Raw genomic sequence first — 19,159 nt, 5'->3', positions numbered from 1 at the left:
TTCGGACAGATTGAGCGTCAGCATGCAACAGGTCCTGACACGCCGGCTCAGGTGGGTCTCATCAGCCGATCAAGGAAGGCGATCAGCAAAGCCTCCCGCAGCCTGGGCGGCGCGACATCCAGCAACGCGTTCACCGGCGCCATCCGTTCGGGCAGCCCATCGCTGTCCCCGAGCCCCGCCAATGCCAGCAGCCCATCGAACGCCGCATCGTCCAGCGTCGCCGGATCCAGCCCACCCGCAGCCGCAGCCAGCTCAGGAGCAACCTGAACCGGCCCAGCCTCCTGCGCTTTCCGTACTGCGGTACGCAACGCCTCAATGAGCTTCTCGCCCCGCGCAGCAGTCGCCGCACTCACCGTCAGATGCAACGAGGCCGGCTGATCCCGGAAACTCAACTGCGGCTGCACGAACCACCCCAACGCAGCCATCTCGTCGGCAATCGTGAACACGTCCGCCCGCTCATCACTGCGCAATGCCACCAACGTCGTCGCCGGCGTCGCAAGCACGCTCAACCCATCCACCTCGTCCGCCGACTCCGCCAGCCGCACCGCGGCGTCGTACGCCGTTCGCGCCAGCCGCCGATATCCGTCGTCACCGATGTGCTGCACGACCGCCCAAGCAGCCGCCAGCGGAGCACCTGATTTCGTCGACTGGGTGGTCGAGTTGAGCATCGTGTACCCAGGCCAGTCCGCGTGCGCGAAGAACTGCGGCCGCCGCAATTCCGCCGACCGATGCAGCAGGATCGACGCCCCCTTCGGCGTGTACGCGTACTTGTGCAGATCCACCGAAATACTCGTCACCCCCGGTACGGCGAAGTCGAAGTCGGCCACCTCGACCCCGTCGGCGCGCAGGTACGGCAACACCCAGCCCCCGATGCAGGCATCCACATGACACCGAACACCCCGCTCGGCCGCCAGCGCAGCGATCTCCGGCACCGGATCGACCACACCGTGCGCGTACGACGGAGCGCTCGCCACCACCAGCACCGTGTTGTCGTCGCAAGCCGCCGCGATCTCGCCGGGCCGCGCCTTGAAGGTCACCGGATCGACATCGACCACGATCGGCCGCACGCCGAAGTAGTGCGCCGCTTTGAAAAATGCAGCATGAGCCGTGGACGGCAACACCATGCTCGGCCGCGCCGTATCACCCGCCTCGATCCGGGCAGCATCCCGAGCAGCCTGTACGGCGAGGAGGACCGACTCCGTCCCGCCAGAGGTCACCGTGCCGACCACACCCGGCCCACCTTGCAGCAAACGTGCCGCCCAGCCGACCAGGTCATTCTCGAGTGTCCGCAGGCTCGGGAACACCGTCGGATCAAGGCCGTTCGTAGCGCCGTACAAGGCCAAGGCCTGCCGCCCGATCTCGTCCGCCTCGGCGAGACCCGAGTCGTACACATAGGCGAGCGTGCTGCCGCCGTGGGTCGGCAGATCGCCTTCCTGCAAGGCCTTCAACCGGGCCAGCACGTCGCTCATCGCGCCTCCAGTACTTCGTCCGCCGTCAATCGGTATCGCCGCAAGGTCAGGAAACTCAACGCCGTCAGTCCAACAGGCACCACCGACATTCCGGCCACGATCGCAGTGACGGCCGAATCTGGTTGGACCGCATCCCGTCCGGTCGACGAAACGTACCCACCTGCCGCCAGCACCAACGCGTACAAACCTGGTCCCAAGGCAAGCCCGAGTGTTTCGCCGGCCGTCCAGATCCCGGTGAAGACGCCGGCCCGGCGGATCCCGCTGCGTGCCGCATCCACCGCCGCAACGTCCGGCAGCATCGCGAGCGGAAAGACCTGTACGCCGGTGAACCCGATCCCGACCACGCCGGTCGCGAGGTACACGTACCAGACCGGCACGTGCTGGGCCGGCAGCAGTAACAAGGCGCCCAGCCCGAGCACTGCCGAAGCCGCGAGGAAGCCCGTCTTCTTACCGAATCTGTTGCCGAAGGCAAGCCAGAGGGGACTGACGACGAGCGCCGGACCGACGACGCAGACGAAACAGATCGACGCAGCGCCAGGATCGCGCAGGACGTAGCGCGCCAGGTAGTCGATCCCGGCCAGCATCGATCCGATCGCCAGCGCCTGCAGCATCAGCGTGAACAGGAGCCAGCGGAAATCGGCCGCTTGTGCGACCACCCTGAGCTGTTCGCGGAGGGTCCCGGTCGCCTCGCCGGGTCTGCCGATCGGGGCGCGCCGCGTACCGTAGTACGCGCCGATCGTGCCGATCGCCAGGAGCACTGCGACGACCAGGCCCATCACCCGATAGCCGTCGCGGCCGCCGATCGCGTCGCGGATCGCGGGGGAGCTGCCGCCGCTGATCAGGATCGCGATGGTCAGCACGGCCACCCGCCAGGACATCAGGACGGTTCGCTCGCCGTAGTCGTCGGTGATCTCGGCGGGCATCGCGATGTAGGGCACTTGGAAGAACGCGTACGCCGTCGCGCAACCGAGGAACGCCAGCAGGACCCAGGTCGCGTCGAACCACTGCGAATCGAGATCAGGTACTGCGAACAGCAGGGCGAAGCAGACCGCCAGCGACAGGCCTCCGCGCAGCAGGAACGGGCGGCGGGGGCCGAGTGGTGATCGGTGGCGATCGCTGATCCGGCCGGCAAGCGGGTTGAGGATGACGTCGAGGGCCTTGGGCAACAACACGATCGCGCCGGCCGACGCGGCGGCGATGCCGAGGGTGTCGGTCAGGTAGGGAAGCAGCAGCAGGCCCGGCACCGTGGCGAACGACCCGGTCGCGACGGACCCGAGGGCATAGCCGACCCGCACGGAACGAGATAGCGGCTGAGCGGACATGGCGGAAGCATGCCAGCAGAACGGCATCCCGTGCTGAGCGTTGTCCACAGGCCCTTGCCCCGATCTCATAGAGTCACGCCATGGATTCGCACCAGGGCCCGCCACCGACCCCAGACCCAGGCGAAGAACCGCGCCCGACGGACGCGCAACAACCACCCGCCGCCACGGGACATGAGGCACCTGGCTTCTGGTCAGCCGAACAGCCCCCGCCCTGGGGCGGCCCACCACCACCGCAGTACGGGCAGCCGCAGCCCGGACAGCCGCCGTACGGGCAACTGCCGCCGGGGCAGGCGCCGTACGGGCAGTCCGGGCCGGGACAACCTGGCCAACCGCAGTACGCGCCACCGCAGTACGGACAGCCGCCGTACGGGCAGCCGCAGTACGGGCCGGACGGGTGGGGGCAGCTGGCCTTTGGGCAGCGGGCGCCTGTGGCGCCGAGGGTGGTGGCGGCGCCGGCGGGGGAGCCATTTCATCGATTGGGGCGGAACGCGAAGTTCCGGTGGTGGCAACCACTTGCCGGTACTGCGCTGTTGGTCGCCCTCGCGCTCACCCTGACCCTCGTCGTACTGATCGCGTGGGAGGTGGTGCACGGTGTCGTCGCAAAGAATTTCACCGCACCCGAAGGCAACGCGCTCTTCCCCAACACGACCGAGGACCTCGCGGCGCAGCTGGTGATGCTCGGCATCCTCACACCGGCCGTCTTGTTCGTCGTCCGGATAGTGCAGCGCCGCCCCGCCTGGAGCGTCGCCTCCGTCAAGAACCGCCTCCGTCTGCGCTGGCTCGCCATCTGCTGCCTACCGGCGATCGGCTACCTGGCACTGTCCTACGCCCTCGGTACGGCGGTCGACGCGATCTTCCCCAACGTCGACACCGACACCTCCGACTCCGGTTCCTGGGTCGGACTCAGCGCCTTCATCCTGCCGGCCGTGCTGATCGTGCTGCTGGTCCCGTTCCAATCCGCAGCCGAGGAATTCATCTTCCGCGGCTGGTTGATCCAGGCCGTCGGTTCCTACGGGCCGGACAGCGGCAGCAATGTGGTGAAGCGGATCCTGCGCACGCCCTGGCCGGCATTGGTGATCAGCAGCGCGGCTTTCGTCTCGGCGCACGGGTACACGGGTTGGGCGATGGCAGACATCTTCCTGTTCGCGATGACCGCGGGCTGGCTGGCGGTCCGGACCGGCGGGCTCGAAGCCGGCATCGCGCTGCACACGATGAACAACCTGTTCGCCTTTTTGTTGCCTGCGGCAATGGGTAAGCTCGACGGCTGGTCGAACCAGGGTGGCGCGCCGTGGACGTTGCTGGTCAGCGACATCCCGTGCCTGGTGTTCTACGCATTCGCCGTGCTGTGGCTGGCGAAACGGCAGAAGCTCGAGACGGTCAGCGGATAACCGGAGGAGATTGTCGGCGGCGTCTGGTTCACTCTTCGCCGTGACGAACCCGAAGAGTGAACCGATCGAAGCCGTCCTGTTCGACTGGGGCGGGACCCTGGCGACCTGGCACACGATCGACCTGTACGCCGTCTGGCGGTCGGTGGCCGAGCTGATCGACGAGGCGCGGGCCGAGGAGGTGGCCAAGCGACTACTGGCGGCCGAGAACTCGATCTGGCAGCGATCGAAGGAAGAGCACACCAGCAGCACGCTGGAGGAGGTCTGCCTGCTGGCGGAGGTCGCGATGACACCGGCCGCGCTCGCGGAGTACGAGCGTCAGTGGCAGCCGCACACGGTGCTGGAGCCGGACGCGATCGAGACGTTGACGGCATTGCGGGAGCGCGGGCTGAAGGTTGGGGTGCTGTCGAACACGATCTGGTCCCGGGAGCGGCACGAGGAGATTTTCGCGCGGGACGGCGTACTGGACCTGCTCGACGGTGCTGTCTACACGAGCGAGGTGCCGTGGACGAAGCCGCACCCGGAGGCGTTCCTCGCGGCGATGCGGGCTGCTGGGGCGACTGAGCCCTCGCGCTGCCTGTTCGTCGGCGACCGGCTGTTCGACGACGTGTGGGGAGCCCAGAACGTCGGCATGCGCGCCGTCCACATCCCGCACAGCGCCATCCCCGCCGACCAGATCGGCCACACCGAAGGCGTCCCCGACGCCACCATCCAGCACCTGTCAGAGCTGCCTGCCCTGATAGATAGCTGGCAGTAGGTACGAGAGGACCCCCGGCCGGGAGGGTGGTCGGGGGTCCTTGGGGGTGGGGCTTCAGTTGGCTGGCGCCGAGGGCTCGGTCTAGGCGGCCAGGGACGGGTCGGCGAGGCGACGCAAGCGGCCGAGGGCCTCTCGCTCGATCTGCCGGACCCGCTCGGCCGAGATGCCGTGCACCGCGCCGATGTCGGCCAGCTTCGCCTGCCGGCCGTCGTGCAGGCCGTACCGGCGCCGGATGACGTCCGCCGACCGCGGGTCGAGCTGGTCGACCAGGCTGAACAGTCCGGACCGGTCGGAGGCGTCGGCCACCAGCTGATCCGGCCCGGGCGCGGTCTCGGCCGCGATCAGGTCGCCCAGCGAGGTCTCACCCTCGTCGTCGATCGGGTTGTCCAGGCTGATGTGGTCCCGGCCGATCCGGATCAGGTCGGTGACCCGCTCCACGTCCAGGTCCAGCTCCAGCGCGATCTCTTCGAGCTCCGGCTCACGTCCGAGCTTGCGCTCCAGCGTGCGCCGGGCCGACCCGATCTGGTTCAGCTGCTCCACCACGTGCACCGGCAGCCGGACCACGCGGGCCTGCTGCGCGATACCGCGGGTGATCGCCTGCCGGACCCACCAGGTCGCGTACGTCGAGAACTTGAATCCCTTGCGGTAGTCGAACTTCTCCACCGCGCGGATCAGGCCCGTGTTGCCTTCCTGGACCAGGTCCAGGAGCGGCATCTGGGACCGTCCGTAGCGGCGGGCGATCGAAACCACCAGCCGGAGGTTCGCGGTCACGAACCGCTGCTGCGCGCGCTGGCCCTCTTCGGCCAGCCACTCCAGCTCTTCCTCCGTCGCATATTTGGGCGCTCCGCCCTTCTTACGTCCAACCCGCCCCTCGGCCAGCAGTTGCTCCGCGAGGAGACCTGCCTCGACCGTCTCAGCGAGCTCGACTTCTTCTTCAGCGGTCAGCAACGGCGTACGAGCGATCTCTTCCAGGTAGAGACCGACGCTGTCCTTGCCGTCGATACCGTCGTCCGTTGACCGGACACGAGCCATGCGAGCCACCGAAACTCCCTTCGTCGTTACATGGAGAGCAACGCTCGAGTGAGGTTCAAGATTCCACGATGAGTGTGTAAACAGCCTGAACGTTCCCTGAGATTTCCCGGCACCGTTTCTTCAGCGGCAACTCAGCGTGGAACCCACGAGCGGATCGGTTCTGCGCGCGCCGGTCGCCGGATCCGCAAATTCGGCTTCTTCTGCTGGGTTTCCGCTCCTGGGACGCCGTGATCCTGCGATTGGTTGACACGGGAGAGCCGTTGTTTTGTCAGGAATCCGGCGGTCGAAATGTGGTGCAGCACACACAAGATCAGAACCTCACGACGAGATCAACGCGTCCAGTACCCGCGCTCTTCCCCGCAAAACAAAGAGCCCCGGGAAGTGAGGACTTCCCGGGGCTCTTCGGTGATCGGGTCAGGCCAGGCCGAGCACATCCAGTTCCCAGGCCGACTGGAACGCGAGCTCGCGCCACGCGTCGTACCGGCCGCTGCGTCCGCCATGCCCGGCTTCCATCTCCGTCTTCAGCAGTACGTCGACGGTGCCGGTCGCTGTCGCCCGCAATTTGGCGACCCACTTGGCCGGCTCGACGAAGAAGACCCGGGTGTCGTTCAGGCTGGTGATCGCGAGGATCCGCGGATACTGCTGGGCCGACACGTTCTCGTACGGCGAGTAGGACTTCATGTACCGGTAGACCTCGGGGTCCTCGAGCGGGTTGCCCCACTCCTCCCACTCGATCACGGTCAGCGGCAGCGACGGGTCCAGGATCGTCGTCAGCGCATCCACGAACGGCACCGACGCGATCACGCCACCGAAGGCCTGCGGCGCCAGGTTCGCGACCGCACCCATCAGCAGACCGCCCGCGCTACCGCCGTGCGCGACGATCCGCTCGGGCCGCGTCCAGCCGGACTCGACCAGGTGTTCTGCGCACGCGATGAAGTCGGTGAACGTGTTCTTCTTCGTCAGCGTCTTGCCGTTGTCGTACCAGTGCCGGCCCATCTCGCCGCCGCCACGGATGTGCGCGATCGCGAACACCACGCCCCGATCGAGCAGCGAAAGCCGCGCGATCGAGAACCACGGGTCCATCGACGCCTCGTACGAGCCGTACCCGTACAGCTCGACCGGCGCGTTCCCGTCCTTCGGGACGTCCTTGCGCGCCACGATCGAGATCGGCACCTGCGTCCCGTCCGGCGCCGTGGCCCATTCCCTGTACTGCGTGTAGTCGCTCAGGTCGACGCCGCCGAGCACGGGCTGCTGCTTGAGCAACCGGCGCTCTCCGGTCACCACGTCGACGTCGTACGTCGTACTGGGCGTGACCAGCGACGTGAAGCTGAACCGGTAGCGGGTGTCGTGCCACTCGTCGTTGCGGCCGGGGGAGACCGTGTAGATCGGCTCGTCGAAGGTGAGTGCCTCGGGAGCGCCGAAGACCGATCCCTCGCGGCGCATGATCGCGAGCTCCGTGAGCGCATCGCGGCGGCGGTACAGGATCACGTGGTCTGCGAACGCGTCGACACCGAGCAGCCGGCTCGACTCGTCGCCCTCGATCAGCGTGGTCCAGTCGCCGGGCGCATCCAGGGACGCGGTCGCGAGGGAGAAGTTCGCCGCATCGGCGTTGTGGGTGATCAGCAGTTGATCGCCGGCGTGCTCCACGTCGTACTCGACGCCCTCACGCCGCGGTGCGACCACGACGAGCTCGCCGGTGGGGTCGTTGGCGTCGAGCAGCCAGACCTCGCTGGTGAGCTTGCTGCCGAGGCTGATGACGATCGCCTGCTCGTTGCGGGTCAGGTCGACGCCGACCCAGAACCGCTCGTCCGGCTCCTCCAGGACGAGGACGTCCTCGGTTTCGCCGAGGGTGTGCCGCCAGATCTGGTGCGGGCGCCAGGCGTCGTCGACCTTGGTGTAGAAGATCGTCGAGCCGTCGGCCGACCAGGCCGATCCGTAGTGCAGTTCGGGCAGTTCGTCCGGCAGCAGGTCACCGGTGTCGAGGTTCTTGATCCGCATGGTGAAGCGCTCGTCGCCGGTCAGGTCGGTGGAGTACGCAAGCAGCCGGCCGTCGGGGGAGACGTCGACGGTGCCGAGCGAGAAGAACTCCGAGTCACCCGCGACCTCGTTCCCGTCGAGCAGGATCTCTTCGCCGGGAATCTCGCCGTCGGTGGCCGGCGGCTCGTCCCCGTCGACCTTCACCCGGCAGCTGATCGCGTACTGCTTCCCCTCGACCGTGCGGGTGTAATACCAGTACCCGCCGCGCCGAGCGGGCACGCTCAGATCGGTCTGCAGGGTGCGGTCCGAGATCTCCTGAAAGATTGCCTCCCGCAACGGTTCCAGGTGCGCCGTGCGAGCCTCGGTGTACTCGTTCTCGGCCCGCAGATACCCCAGCACCTCGTCGTCACTCTTGTCCCGCAACCACTCGTAGTCATCGACGAAGACGTCTCCGTGATGGATGCGTTCAACAGGCTTCTGCGCCGCGACCGGCGGCTTCAACTCGGACATGCGAGCGACATTACAACCTGCCGTACGCCGACGACGCTCCCCGGGACGGAAGCCCCTAGCGGTCTGGTTTGATGCGGTGGTGACCGATTGGGCAGCACTGCAGACCGCGTACGGATCCGCCGAGGGCATCCCGGCTCTTCTTGCACGAGCTGCTGCGGCGGGATCGGATGACCAGGAGCTCTGGAACGAGCTGTACAGCCACCTGTGCCACCAGGGAACGGTCTACAGCGGGAGCTATGCCGCGCTCCCAGCCCTGGCCCAAATGAGCGTCCGGCATGAGCCGAGCGACTACATCGCCGCGCTGCACCTGGCTGCCGGGATCATCGCATCGAACGACGTCGTCGGAGACCGTACGGCGGTTCGTCGGCGGTACGGCCGGGAGCTGGACGAATGTCATGCCGTCGCCGAACAGAATCTGCCGCTGGCGAGGGACGACACCTACTTCATCTACGGACTGCAGGCGCTGATGGCGTTCGAGGACGGCGGTGTCTGGCAACTGCAGCTCGACTGCCTGATCCACGGTGAGGCCGCGCTGCAATGCCCGTCGTGCGACGAGGACTTGCTTCTGGACCTCGACATCGCGGAGCCCCGGGTCAGTGGTTCCTCGGACGACGTGGCGGCGGCCGTCACCCCGCTCGAACCTCGGGCATCGTCGATCGAGGGCCGTCTGCTAGCTCTCGCACGCTCCAACGACCGGCCCGTCGTTGCGGCCGAACTGCCCTACCTCTTCGGCACCTCGAGCTGCCCGGAGTGCCACGAGCCGTTCTCGATTCCGTCAGCTCTCGTCTGACTGGGATCAGATCGCGTACGTGGCTACGACGGGGGCGTGGTCGCTCCAGCGTTCGGCGTAGGTGGGGGCTCGGTGGGTGCGGCAGGTGGTGGCGGTGGTGGCCAGGGCGGGGGAGGCGATCTGGTAGTCGATGCGCCAGCCTGCGTCGTTGTCGAAGGCCTTGCCTCGCCAGGACCACCAGGAGTACGGGCCGGGGCCGTCGCCGCCGAAGTGGCGGCCTAGGTCGACCCAGCCGGCGGCGAAGAGGGAGTCGAGCCAGGCGCGTTCTTCGGGGAGGAATCCGCTCTTCTTGCGGTTCGCTTTCCAGGCTTTCAGGTCGACCTCGCGGTGGGCGATGTTGAGGTCGCCGCACATCAGCACGTGTCGCCCGTCGGCCCGTAGTACGGACAAGCGCTCGGTGATCGCATCCAGGAACGCGTACTTCTCGGCCTGCCGCCGGGGAGTCTCGAATTCGCCCGTGAACACATAGGTGCTGATCGCGGAGAGCGTGCTCCCGTCGTCCAGCACGATCTCGGCCTCGACCCATCGTCCGCACCCGGCGAACCGCTCGGGCCCGATCTCGGTCGTCTCCAGCTTGATCGGGCGACGGCTGGCGATCGCGACACCCGCGCGGCCCTTGTGACCCTCGATCGTCGGTTCGGCGTGCGCGATGTGCCAGTCGCCGCCGAGGTGATCCCGCAGTACTTCGTCGGTCGCGCGAACCTCCTGCATCAGCAGCAGTTCCGGATCGGTCTCCTCGAGCCAGGCCGCCATCCCGCGCCGGTAAGCAGCCCGAATCCCGTTCACATTGACCGTCGCAACCTTCAGCACCCCAGAACCCTAACGTTCGCCGGCCGCCCGCAACGCCAGGTACCCGCCGACACCCGGCACGAAGGACAACCACTTCGCCTTCGCCGGTGCACCCTGCAGCGAGAAGACGGTCACGATCGTCACCAGGTACGCCGTACCGTGCGTCGGCCCGAGTGCCGAAGCAACGGGTGCCCAGTGCACGGTGAACAGGTTGGCGAAGAGCAGCACGACGGTGATCGCCTCGACCGCCGCGGTGATCTTGAGCAGCCGTAACATCGTCAGACTCCCGTGGTCGAGCCGGGGCGGACGATCATCAGGACGACCACGATTGCCCAGAGGAGAGCGAAGATTCCGGTGGTCATGGAGAGCGTTTTCGCCTGCGGTAGCAGGGCTTCCCGCTGCTCAGGCGTCGCGGCGAGAACGCGGCTCTGGGTCGGCAGGACGAGGAAAGCCAGTACTGCGGCGGCTGCCAGAGTCAGCACCATCGCGATGACCAGCCAGTACTCACCCAGTACGCCGAGCCCGGCGCCGACCGCGATGCCGAAAACCGGCACGGTGATGCCGGCGATCGCGTAGCCGCGGCTGATCCGGTGCAGCAACCGCAGTACGGCGCTGTCGTTGTCCTCGGAGCTGAGGAACTTCCGGGCCAGCGGCGGGAACATGCTCGCGGCCACGGTCACCGGGCCGACGAAGATGATTCCGGCGAGGACATGGATGCTGAGCAGAACCTTGTTCATGGGGCTCCCGATCGGCTGAGAGAGGCGAGTTTCAGGCAAACTGTAACTACAGTTGCAGTCGAACTGAAACCCGGTCTGCGAAGATGAGGACGTGACCGAGCCACCCGAGGCGATCAACACCGCGCTGCTGCTGATGATGCTCGGCCGGCGGATCCGCGAGCAGGCGGAGATCGAGCTCCGCGCCGAGGGGTTATCGATGCGGCAGTTGTCCGTGCTCGGGCACCTCGCGCATCAACCCGGTCTGTCCTACAGCGAACTCGCCCGACGCGACGGCATCACCGTGCAGAGCATGCAATCCACGCTGCTCCAACTGGAGAAGGCCGGAGCTGTCGAGCGCCTCACCGCACCGGGCCGCGGGCGTACGGCGGACCTCCAGGTCACCGCCGACGGTCACAAACTCCTCGACCGAGGCCGCAAAGTCCTGAAGGCCGCCGACCAGCGCCTCGAGAAGGCGATCGGCCCGGCCGCGACAGCCGAGATGGGCGCCGCCGCCCTGAAGGCCCTCCTGGCGCTGAAGGACTAGTCACCCAGCGCTGAAGGACTAGTCACCCAGCGCGCCCAGCCGGGTGAACTCTTCGCGATGCGGAGCCGATCGCCTACGCATCGCCCGCCTCTTGCGACCGCTGCCGCGGTCTTCCTCCGCTGCCCCGGTTTTCCTCCGCTGCCGCGAAAATAGCGGGCCAGTGGACGAAAATCGTGTCAGCGCCGCGGTAGTCCGCTACCGAGCGAGGGCGCCTCGCTGACAGCTGACCCGGAGATCCATCGGCGTCGGGCTGGGCAGTCGGCCAGCGGGGCGAGGAGCGCGACGGTGGTTGGTCAGATGGTGGTGAGGAGGGCTGCTAGGGAGCCTTCGCAGAGGTGTTCGAGGGTGTCGGGGGAGACGGTGGGGTGTTCGATCCAGGTGAGCAGGGTCTGTTCTACGTAGCCCTGCCAGCCGTGGCACAGCAGTTCGACTGCTGGGGTGACCTCGGTTCCGGAGGCGGCGACGGCGTCGATCACCCAACGGCTGAAGACCTGCCGGATCTCCGTGTGCAGAGCCCGTACTGCGGGGTCGCCGGCTGCCGACATCAGCAGGGTCGCCCGATAGAGCGCCGGTGCTTCGAGCACCGCCCGGACGAAGGCGCGGATCCCGCTTCGCAACTGCTCCTCGGGTGGTAGTGAGAGGTCGGGGGCGGTCCGCAGCATCATCTCGGCGGCCGCTTCCTCGATCACGGCGTACTGGAACTTCTTTTTCGAGCCGAAGTAGTGGAACAGCAGCGCGGGGGAGACCTGCGCCTCGGCCGCTACCAGTTCGACGGTGAGTTCGCGGTGCGGATCCGCCTCCAGCACCCGCCGAGCCGCATCCAGAATCTGCGTCCGCCGCTCCTCGGGCCGCAACCGAGGCGAGCGCCCGGCAGCTGGGGTGGTCTGGGTCATACGGGCCAGTCTATTGAGTATTGGCTCAATAAGCACTTACTGTTGAGTGTCCACTCAACAGGCGGAGGTCGACGATGGCCGGCAAGGTCGTACTCATCACAGGCGCGTCCCGGGGAATCGGCGCCGCGGTGGCCCGGAAACTGGCGAGCGAAGGCGACACCCTGGCGCTGGTCGGGCTCGAACCCGACGAGCTGAAGAAGGTCGCTGAGGACTGCGGCCCGGACGCCGGCTGGTGGGAAGCCGACGTGACCGACCTGGAGTCGCTGCGCACCGCCGTCGAGGCGATCGCCGAGCGGTACGGCCGGATCGACGTGGTGATGGCGAACGCCGGCATCGCGGCACCCGGCTTCACCCGGAGCATGGACCCGGCCGTCTGGGAGCGCGTTCTCGACGTCGACCTGTACGGCGTCTGGCGGACCGTGCACCTGACGCTTCCGCATCTCCTGAAGAGCAAGGGCTATCTCCTGCTCGTCTCGTCGCTGGCCGCCGTCGTCCACATCCCCGGTCTCGCGTCCTACAATGTCGCCAAGGCAGGCGTCGAGGCGATGGGCAACACCCTGCGGGCCGAACTCAGGCACCTCGGCGTCACGGTCGGCGTGGCCCACATGACGTTCGTCGACACCGACATGGTGCGCGGCGTCGACGAGCACCCGGTGTTCGGCAAGGTGCGCACCGGCATCCCGCTGGCGAGCCGGGTCTACCCGCTGGACTTCGCCGTCGACAAGTTCACCACCGGCATCAACAAGCGCTCGAGGGTCATCCACGTCCCGGGCTGGATCGGACCGATGAAGATCTTCCGGGCGCTGATTCCGCACCTCGTCGAGTTGGGCGCACGCTTCAACGTCCCGAAGGCCGACCGCGCCGCACTCGCCGACATCGAGGCCCGCGGTGCCGCCGAGTCGTCACGCGCCTCCGGCGCCGGCGGCAAGGCCGACGCCGAAAAGGCCCACCCGCCGATGACCGAAGCGCCCCAGAACGGCGAGGCCCGCCAGAAGGACAAGGCCCGCCAGAACGACGAGCCCCGCCAGGACAAGGAGCGCCAGAAGGAGCGCCGGTACGACGTGGTGCTGCTCGGCGCGACCGGCTTCACCGGGGCACTCACCGCGGAGTACCTCGCCAAGAACGCCCCGCCTGAACTCAAATGGGCCCTGGCGGGCCGGAACAAGGCAAAACTCGAGACCGTCCGCGAGAAGCTAGGCATCGACCTCGACCTCGTGATCGCCGACGTCAACGATCCCGAATCGCTGCGTGCACTCGCCGAATCCACCCGCATCGTCGTCACCACGGTCGGCCCCTACATCCGGTACGGCGAACCGCTGGTCGCCGCGTGTGCCGAAGCCGGCACCGACTATCTGGATCTGACCGGCGAGTCCGAGTTCGTGGACAAGATGTACGTCGCGCATCACCAGAAGGCGATCGAGACCGGTGCCCGCATCATCCACTGCTGCGGCTTCGACTCGATCCCGTACGACCTCGGCGTCCAGTTCACCGTCGAGCAGTTGCCGCTCAACGTCCCGCTCCAGGTCGAAGGGCTGATCCGCGCCGGTGGCACCCCGTCGAGCGGCACCTTCCACACCGCGATCACCGCCTTCTCCCGAGGCAAGCAGAACCTCGACGCACATCGCGCCCGCCGCAAGGCGCAGCCGCGTCCCGCAGGCCGTTCGGTCAAACTGACGACCGGCCGAATCCACCGCGCACAAGGGTTCTGGGCCGTTCCGCTCCCCACGGTCGACCCGCAGATCGTCGCCTACTCGGCCAACCTGCTCGACAACTACGGCCCGGACTTCCGCTACTCGCACTACGCCGCAGTGAAACACCTACCGGTAGTTGCCGGCGGCATCGCCGGACTAGGCCTGCTGGCGGCTGCGGCGCAGATCCCACCGGCCCGGAACGCCTTGCTGTCAAGGTTCAAAGCAGGCGACGGACCAAGTCCCGAGCGCCGCGCGAAGTCCTGGTTCAAGGCACGCTTCATCGGCTCCGGCGGCGGCAAGCGGGTGACCACAGAGGTCTCCGGCGGCGATCCGGGGTACGACGAGACAGCCAAGATGCTCGGAGAATGCGCTCTCTCGCTGGCCTTCGACGATCTCCCCGCGACCTCCGGGCAGACCACAACGGCGGCCGCGCTGGGCCCAGCCCTCCGCGACCGCCTCATCAAAGCCGGCATCAAGTTCCGCGTGGTCTCCACTGAGGACTATTGAGATGGAGCCCATGGGAGTGACCTCGGCCGACGGCACCCGGATCGCCGTCTACCCGTACGGCGATCCGGCAGCCCCCGTCCTGATCGCGGTCCACGGCTACCCGGACAACGCCACGTTGTGGGAGCCGGTCGCGCACCGGCTCGCCGAGGAGTTCCACGTCATCACGTACGACGTCCGCGGCGCGGGGGAGTCGGATCACCCACGCAGCCGTTCGGCGTACAAGTTGGAAAGGCTCGAGGAAGACTTCACCGCCGTCCTTGACGCCGTGTCACCAGATCAACCGGTGCAGTTGCTCGCGCACGACTGGGGCTCGATCCAATCCTGGCACTTCGTCACAAGCGATCGGCTCCGCGGCCGGATCGCGTCGTACGTGTCGATCTCGGGACCGTCGCTCGACCACGCCGGCTACTTCCTGCGGAAAGCACGACCGAGCGAAGTCGTACGGCAACTCCTCCATTCCTGGTACATCTTCTATTTCCATCTGCCCTGGCTGCCCGAGCGCGGCTGGCGCAAAGGCTGGGCGAACCGGATCTTCAGCCGCCTTGAATCCAGTGCAGGTGGAACGGCATCAGCCCCTGGAGAGCGCTCCCTGCCGGACTACGTGAACGGCCTCAACCTGTACCGCGCGAACGTGCTGCCGCATCTGCTGCGTCCCGAGCAACGGCGTACCGACGTACCGGTGCTCGCTGTTTCGCCCGACGGGGACGCGTTCGTGACCACGCCGCTGCAGACCGATATCGCGCGCTGGGCCCCCAATCTCAGTGTGGAGGTGGTCAGGGGCGGCCACTGGTTGCCCCGGAACGATCCCGGACTGGTGGCCCGGTTGACCCTCGAACACACCCGGAGGGTGGCAGGCTGGCAGGTATGAGAACGATCCTGAACCTGATCTGGCTGGTCCTCGCCGGTTTCTGGCTGGCGCTCGGCTACATCGCCGCCGGCATCCTCTGCTGCATCCTGATCATCACCATCCCGTTCGGTATCGCGTCCTTCCGGATCGCCGGGTTCGCGCTCTGGCCGTTCGGCCGGACGATGGTCGACAAGCGCGGCGCGGGCGCCGGTTCGGTGATCGGCAACGTGATCTGGGTGGTCGTGGCCGGCTGGTGGCTCGCGCTCGGTCACCTGGTCAGCGGGATCGCGCTGTGCGTCACGATCATCGGCATCCCGCTCGGCCTGGCGAACTTCAAGCTGATCCCGATCTCCCTGTTCCCGCTGGGCAAGGACATCGTCTCGACCGACGAGGCCTTCGGCGCTCGATGAGGACGCTGACGGTCCTCGGCTCGTGTGGCGCCTGGCCCGAGCCGGGGCGGGCGTGCGCGGGGTTCCTGCTCGAGTACGACGGGTTCAAGGTCGTCCTTGATCTCGGATACGCGGCGTTGCCGCAGCTGCTGAAGTACTGCCCGACCGGTGAGGTCGATGCGATCGTGGTCACTCATCAGCACCCGGATCACTGCGTCGACGTGAGCGCGCTCGCCCGGGTCCGCTACTACCTCGCACCCGACGCGGCCCCGATCCCGCTGCACTGCCCGCCAGGCGTTCTCTCCGTACTACGGGCGCTCGAGCCCCGCCCCGATCCCGCAACCGTGTTCGAGGTGCACGACCTCGCCGACACGACCGGGCTCGGCCCGTTCCAGGTGGAGAGCGTGCTCTTGCCGCACTACGTCACCAACCTCGGCGTACGGCTGACTGCGCCGGAGCTCACCATCGCCTACACCGGCGACAGCGGCCCCACACCGGAACTCGGTCGGCTGGCCGACGGTGCCGATCTGCACATCACAGACGCAACCCTGCAAGGCGATTCGCCGACGACGACCCCGCGCTACGTGATGACCGCGACTGAGGCAGCAACCGGCGCTGCCGGTGCCAGACGCCTACTCCTCACGCACTTCTGGCCCAACTCAGATCGCGCTCTCTCGACGGCCGAGGCTGAGCGTGTCTTCGACGGAGAAGTCATCGCCGCTGAAGAGGGCTTGGTCATCTCGCTGTAGAAGCTCGCCGTTGAAGGAGGGGTTCCTGCGGCTTTGGGCACGGGTCAGCCGCACTCACGCCGATTCCGGCGACTGACCCGCGCTCAGAGCCGCAGGACCCACTCAGTTCTTCTTGTCTTTGGCGGCCTCTACCAGTTTGCGAACGTTCTCGATCGCGCCGCAGCCCGAGTCGATGAGGCGGCCGCGTTCGGCGGCGAACTCGGTACCGAGCCGCAGCCGTACTTCCTCGTCCACGTCGGTCTTCGCGGGGTTGAGGACGTCGCGTTCCTCCTCGTCGAGGTGGTGGGTCAGCGCCTCGGACAGCTCGTGCGTCTTCTCGCTGAACTCCTCCGAGCTGCTGTCCTCGACCTCCATCAGCGCGAGCAACGCCTCGTTGCCCTCATCGTGCTCGTGCGTGGAGTGCTCGACCTCGTCCTGGTCGATCGCGTTCTTCTTCCGCAGCATCGGATAGACCTTCGACTCCTCGGCCTCGGCGTGTGCGATCAGCACGGTCGCGAGATCGGCCAGGACGGCGTCCCGGTCACTCTCCACGGCGCGCAGTTCGCGGAGCGCCTCTTCGAACCAGCGGTGATCGGCGAGGATCACCTCGACCACGTCACCACCGGCACGCTGCAGAATCTTCGGCATTACTCGTCCTCCAAGGGTCTGGGGCTGTAGCCGCCCGGTACCCCCGATCGGCGGTGGCATTCGCCGGGAGTCCGATTACTGTGCGCCCATGGCAACTATTCGCGCGCTCGTTCGCCGTCCCAGCCCGCGCCTCGACGAAGGTCTGATCACTCACATCGAACGGGTTCCCGTCGACAAGGCCCTCGCGGCAAGGCAGTGGCAGCAGTACGTCGACGCGCTGGCCGCGGAAGGCTGGGAGTGCATCGAGGTGCCGTCGGCCGACGACTGCCCGGACAGCGTGTTCGTCGAGGACACGATGGTCGTCTTCGGTGACCTCGCGGTGATCGCGCGCGCCGGTGCCGACGAACGCCGCCCGGAAGCCGCCGAGGCCGAGCGAAGCGTCGCCGCCCAGGGATACCGGATCGCGCACATCACCGAGCCGGGCACGCTCGACGGCGGCGACGTCCTGAAGGTCGGCACGACCGTGTACGTCGGACTCGGCGGCCGGACGAATCAGGCCGGAATCGAGCAATTGCGCGAGCAGGTGCAAGCGCTTGGCGCCCAGGTCATCGCCGTACCGGTCCACAAGGTGCTGCACCTGAAGTCAGCGGTCACCGCGCTGCCGGACGGCACCGTGATCGGCTACGAGCCGCTGGTCGACGACCCGACGGTGTTCCCGAGCTACCTCGCCGTACCGGAGGAGGCGGGGTCGCACGTCGTGTTGCTGGGGGAGAACCGCCTGCTGATGGCAGCCTCGGCCCCCAAGTCGGCTGAGCTCTTCCGCGCCCGCGGTTATGAACCGGTCGTCGTCGACATCAGCGAATTCGAGAAACTCGAAGGCTGCGTCACCTGCCTGTCAGTCCGCCTCCGCGGCTGACGGATCCACCCGCACGAGCCTGGTCAACGCCGGATCCTCGATCGCGAAACTCCGCACCGGCCCGGCCGGCGTCGCGGCGGTCTCGAAGCGGACGGTCACCACGCCACGGCCGGAGCCCCACACCCAGCCCTGGCCGTACTCCGTGTGCACGACGTCCTGACCGGGGTAGTACCCGGTGAGGCGTTCGCGCTGCCGGACCGGAACATCGACGACCTCGACCGGAACATCTTCGTCCTCGGTGAAGAGATCGTCCTGGATCCAGTCGGCCAGCGAGGAGACGCCGACGCCGAGCAGCCGGATCCCGCCGGAGACGTCGCTCTCCTCCAGCAGCCGGCGGGCGACCCTGGCGATCACCCGCGGATCGTCGGTCGGCCCGGCCAGCGTGGACGATCGGGTGTGCGTGGTGAAGTCGTGCATCCGGGTCTTGACCGTCACCGTCCGGCCGGACAGCTGCGCCTTCTGCAGCCGCTCGGACACCCGGTGCGCCATCCGGTCACCGATTGCCGTCAGCAACGACCGGTCCAGGATGTCGGTCTCGAAGGTGTCCTCGACGCTGACCGACTTGGTCTCCCGATCGCTCACCACGGCCCGGTCGTCAGCGGCGACCGCGAGCCGGTGCAGGCTGCTGCCGTGTGCCGACCCGACCTGCCGGATCAGCTCGTCCTGATCCAACTGCTGAAGATCGGCCACCGTCCGCACTCCGGCCATGCTGAGTCGCTGTGCGGTCGCCGGCCCGACACCGGGGATCACGGTCACCTGCATCGGCGCGAGGAACTCGGCCTCGGTCCCGGGCGGCACCACGACCACCCCGTCGGGCTTGTCCAGATCACTGGCGATCTTGGCGATGAGCTTCGACGTACCGGCGCCGACGGAGGCGGTCAGGCCGCCGCTCGCCTCCTTGATCGCCGCCTTCAGGTCGTTGGCGATCGCGGTGACGTCCTCGACGGTCAGGCCGGTCAGCCCGGACGCGGCCAGATCGACGAATGCCTCGTCCAGGGACAGCGGCTCGACCAGCGGCGACAGCGCCCGCATCTGCGCCATCACCGCCTGGCTGCTCTCCCGGTAGACGTCGAACCGGGGCCCGAGATACGCGGCATGCGGACACCGCGAGCGCGCCTCGGCCGTCGACATCGCCGACCGTACGCCGTACTTGCGGGCCTCGTACGACGCCGTCGACACGACCCCGCGCAGCCCGATGCCGCCGACCACCACCGGCTTGCCGCGCAGCGACGGCTTGTCCCGCTGCTCGACCGCCGCGAAGAACGCGTCGAGGTCGACATGCAGGATGGACGGATCGGTACGCACGAGC

The 19,159-nt window shown here is 67.5% G+C and carries 19 protein-coding genes; 9 read left to right on the top strand and 10 right to left on the bottom strand.

Annotation, left to right across the window (positions count from 1 at the left end; translation table 11 throughout):
• Nucleotides 1-47: 47 nt before the first annotated feature.
• The gene (locus ABZ004_RS05215) at nucleotides 48-1,469 is read right to left on the bottom strand and encodes an aminotransferase class V-fold PLP-dependent enzyme (protein WP_355678500.1); all 1,422 of its coding nucleotides are present in this window, start codon (nucleotides 1,467-1,469) and stop codon (nucleotides 48-50) included.
• A complete protein-coding gene (locus ABZ004_RS05210) occupies nucleotides 1,466-2,791 on the bottom strand; it encodes an MFS transporter (RefSeq protein WP_355678499.1) in 1,326 nt (441 codons plus the stop codon). The genes ABZ004_RS05215 and ABZ004_RS05210 overlap by 4 nt, the downstream gene beginning before the upstream one ends.
• Before the next feature lie 80 nt (nucleotides 2,792-2,871).
• Between ABZ004_RS05210 and ABZ004_RS05205 the strand changes: the two genes are divergently transcribed.
• Complete coding sequence (locus tag ABZ004_RS05205; protein WP_355678498.1) at nucleotides 2,872-4,179, top strand: CPBP family glutamic-type intramembrane protease; 1,308 nt, start codon at nucleotides 2,872-2,874, stop codon at nucleotides 4,177-4,179.
• A 40-nt stretch (nucleotides 4,180-4,219) separates the two neighbouring features.
• On the top strand, nucleotides 4,220-4,933 hold the full coding sequence (locus ABZ004_RS05200) for an HAD family hydrolase (RefSeq protein ID WP_355678497.1): 714 nt from the start codon (nucleotides 4,220-4,222) through the stop codon (nucleotides 4,931-4,933).
• Between the two features lie 81 nt (nucleotides 4,934-5,014).
• Here ABZ004_RS05200 and ABZ004_RS05195 read toward each other — a convergent pair whose 3' ends face one another.
• Together ABZ004_RS05195 and ABZ004_RS05190 are read right to left on the bottom strand one after the other, a co-directional pair.
• Nucleotides 5,015-5,974 carry a sigma-70 family RNA polymerase sigma factor gene (locus tag ABZ004_RS05195; RefSeq protein WP_355678496.1) on the bottom strand — a complete coding sequence of 320 codons (960 nt, stop codon included), beginning with the start codon at nucleotides 5,972-5,974 and terminating at the stop codon, nucleotides 5,015-5,017.
• Between the two features lie 405 nt (nucleotides 5,975-6,379).
• Entirely contained in the window at nucleotides 6,380-8,452 is a 2,073-nt protein-coding gene (locus tag ABZ004_RS05190; protein WP_355678495.1) for a S9 family peptidase, read from the bottom strand.
• Between the two features lie 79 nt (nucleotides 8,453-8,531).
• On the opposite strand from ABZ004_RS05190, the gene ABZ004_RS05185 reads away from it, so the two are divergent.
• Nucleotides 8,532-9,242 (top strand): hypothetical protein, encoded by a 711-nt coding sequence (locus ABZ004_RS05185; RefSeq protein WP_355678494.1) that lies wholly within the window; start codon nucleotides 8,532-8,534, stop codon nucleotides 9,240-9,242.
• A 6-nt stretch (nucleotides 9,243-9,248) separates the two neighbouring features.
• Here the strand turns inward: ABZ004_RS05185 and xth are convergent, their stop codons facing one another.
• From xth to ABZ004_RS05170, 3 genes are read right to left on the bottom strand one after another with little or no spacing between them, the layout of a single operon-like run.
• Nucleotides 9,249-10,052: an exodeoxyribonuclease III gene (gene xth, locus ABZ004_RS05180; RefSeq protein ID WP_355678493.1), complete on the bottom strand. Its 804-nt coding sequence runs from the start codon at nucleotides 10,050-10,052 to the stop codon at nucleotides 9,249-9,251.
• Between the two features lie 9 nt (nucleotides 10,053-10,061).
• Entirely contained in the window at nucleotides 10,062-10,307 is a 246-nt protein-coding gene (locus tag ABZ004_RS05175) for a DUF3817 domain-containing protein (RefSeq protein ID WP_355678492.1), read from the bottom strand.
• Between the two features lie 2 nt (nucleotides 10,308-10,309).
• The gene (locus tag ABZ004_RS05170) at nucleotides 10,310-10,768 is read right to left on the bottom strand and encodes a hypothetical protein (protein WP_355678491.1); all 459 of its coding nucleotides are present in this window, start codon (nucleotides 10,766-10,768) and stop codon (nucleotides 10,310-10,312) included.
• Nucleotides 10,769-10,859: 91 nt separating this feature from the next.
• Here ABZ004_RS05170 and ABZ004_RS05165 point away from each other — a divergent pair, with 91 nt between their 5' ends.
• Nucleotides 10,860-11,291: a MarR family transcriptional regulator gene (locus tag ABZ004_RS05165; RefSeq protein ID WP_355678490.1), complete on the top strand. Its 432-nt coding sequence runs from the start codon at nucleotides 10,860-10,862 to the stop codon at nucleotides 11,289-11,291.
• Nucleotides 11,292-11,584: 293 nt separating this feature from the next.
• Here ABZ004_RS05165 and ABZ004_RS05160 read toward each other — a convergent pair whose 3' ends face one another.
• Nucleotides 11,585-12,184, bottom strand: coding sequence for a TetR/AcrR family transcriptional regulator (locus ABZ004_RS05160; protein ID WP_355678489.1), 600 nt, complete (start codon nucleotides 12,182-12,184; stop codon nucleotides 11,585-11,587).
• A 74-nt stretch (nucleotides 12,185-12,258) separates the two neighbouring features.
• On the opposite strand from ABZ004_RS05160, the gene ABZ004_RS05155 reads away from it, so the two are divergent.
• Genes ABZ004_RS05155 through ABZ004_RS05140 form a run of 4 tightly spaced genes read left to right on the top strand, consistent with a single transcriptional unit; the run spans nucleotide 12,259 to nucleotide 16,367 of the window.
• Entirely contained in the window at nucleotides 12,259-14,382 is a 2,124-nt protein-coding gene (locus ABZ004_RS05155; RefSeq protein WP_355678488.1) for a short-chain dehydrogenase/reductase, read from the top strand.
• Between the two features lies 1 nt (nucleotide 14,383).
• Entirely contained in the window at nucleotides 14,384-15,250 is an 867-nt protein-coding gene (locus tag ABZ004_RS05150) for an alpha/beta fold hydrolase (protein WP_355678487.1), read from the top strand.
• The gene (locus tag ABZ004_RS05145; RefSeq protein WP_355678486.1) at nucleotides 15,247-15,639 is read left to right on the top strand and encodes a YccF domain-containing protein; all 393 of its coding nucleotides are present in this window, start codon (nucleotides 15,247-15,249) and stop codon (nucleotides 15,637-15,639) included. Before ABZ004_RS05150 ends, ABZ004_RS05145 begins: the two co-directional genes overlap by 4 nt.
• Nucleotides 15,636-16,367, top strand: a complete 732-nt coding sequence (locus ABZ004_RS05140; RefSeq protein WP_355678485.1) for an MBL fold metallo-hydrolase — start codon at nucleotides 15,636-15,638, stop codon at nucleotides 16,365-16,367. The genes ABZ004_RS05145 and ABZ004_RS05140 overlap by 4 nt, the downstream gene beginning before the upstream one ends.
• Nucleotides 16,368-16,469: 102 nt before the next feature.
• On the opposite strand, the gene ABZ004_RS05135 is transcribed toward ABZ004_RS05140, so the two are convergent.
• Nucleotides 16,470-16,994 (bottom strand): hemerythrin domain-containing protein, encoded by a 525-nt coding sequence (locus ABZ004_RS05135; RefSeq protein WP_355678484.1) that lies wholly within the window; start codon nucleotides 16,992-16,994, stop codon nucleotides 16,470-16,472.
• Nucleotides 16,995-17,082: 88 nt separating this feature from the next.
• Between ABZ004_RS05135 and ddaH the strand changes: the two genes are divergently transcribed.
• Nucleotides 17,083-17,850: a dimethylargininase gene (ddaH, locus tag ABZ004_RS05130; protein ID WP_355678483.1), complete on the top strand. Its 768-nt coding sequence runs from the start codon at nucleotides 17,083-17,085 to the stop codon at nucleotides 17,848-17,850.
• On the opposite strand, the gene ABZ004_RS05125 is transcribed toward ddaH, so the two are convergent.
• The gene (locus ABZ004_RS05125; protein WP_355678482.1) at nucleotides 17,830-19,155 is read right to left on the bottom strand and encodes a DNA polymerase IV; all 1,326 of its coding nucleotides are present in this window, start codon (nucleotides 19,153-19,155) and stop codon (nucleotides 17,830-17,832) included. The two genes, ddaH and ABZ004_RS05125, sit on opposite strands and share 21 nt — an antisense overlap.
• Between the last annotated feature and the right edge of the window lie 4 nt (nucleotides 19,156-19,159).

This window comes from Kribbella sp. NPDC006257, assembly GCF_040613535.1.
Classification (GTDB): Bacteria; Actinomycetota; Actinomycetes; order Propionibacteriales; family Kribbellaceae; genus Kribbella.
This window is presented reverse-complemented; position numbering and strand designations above follow the sequence as displayed.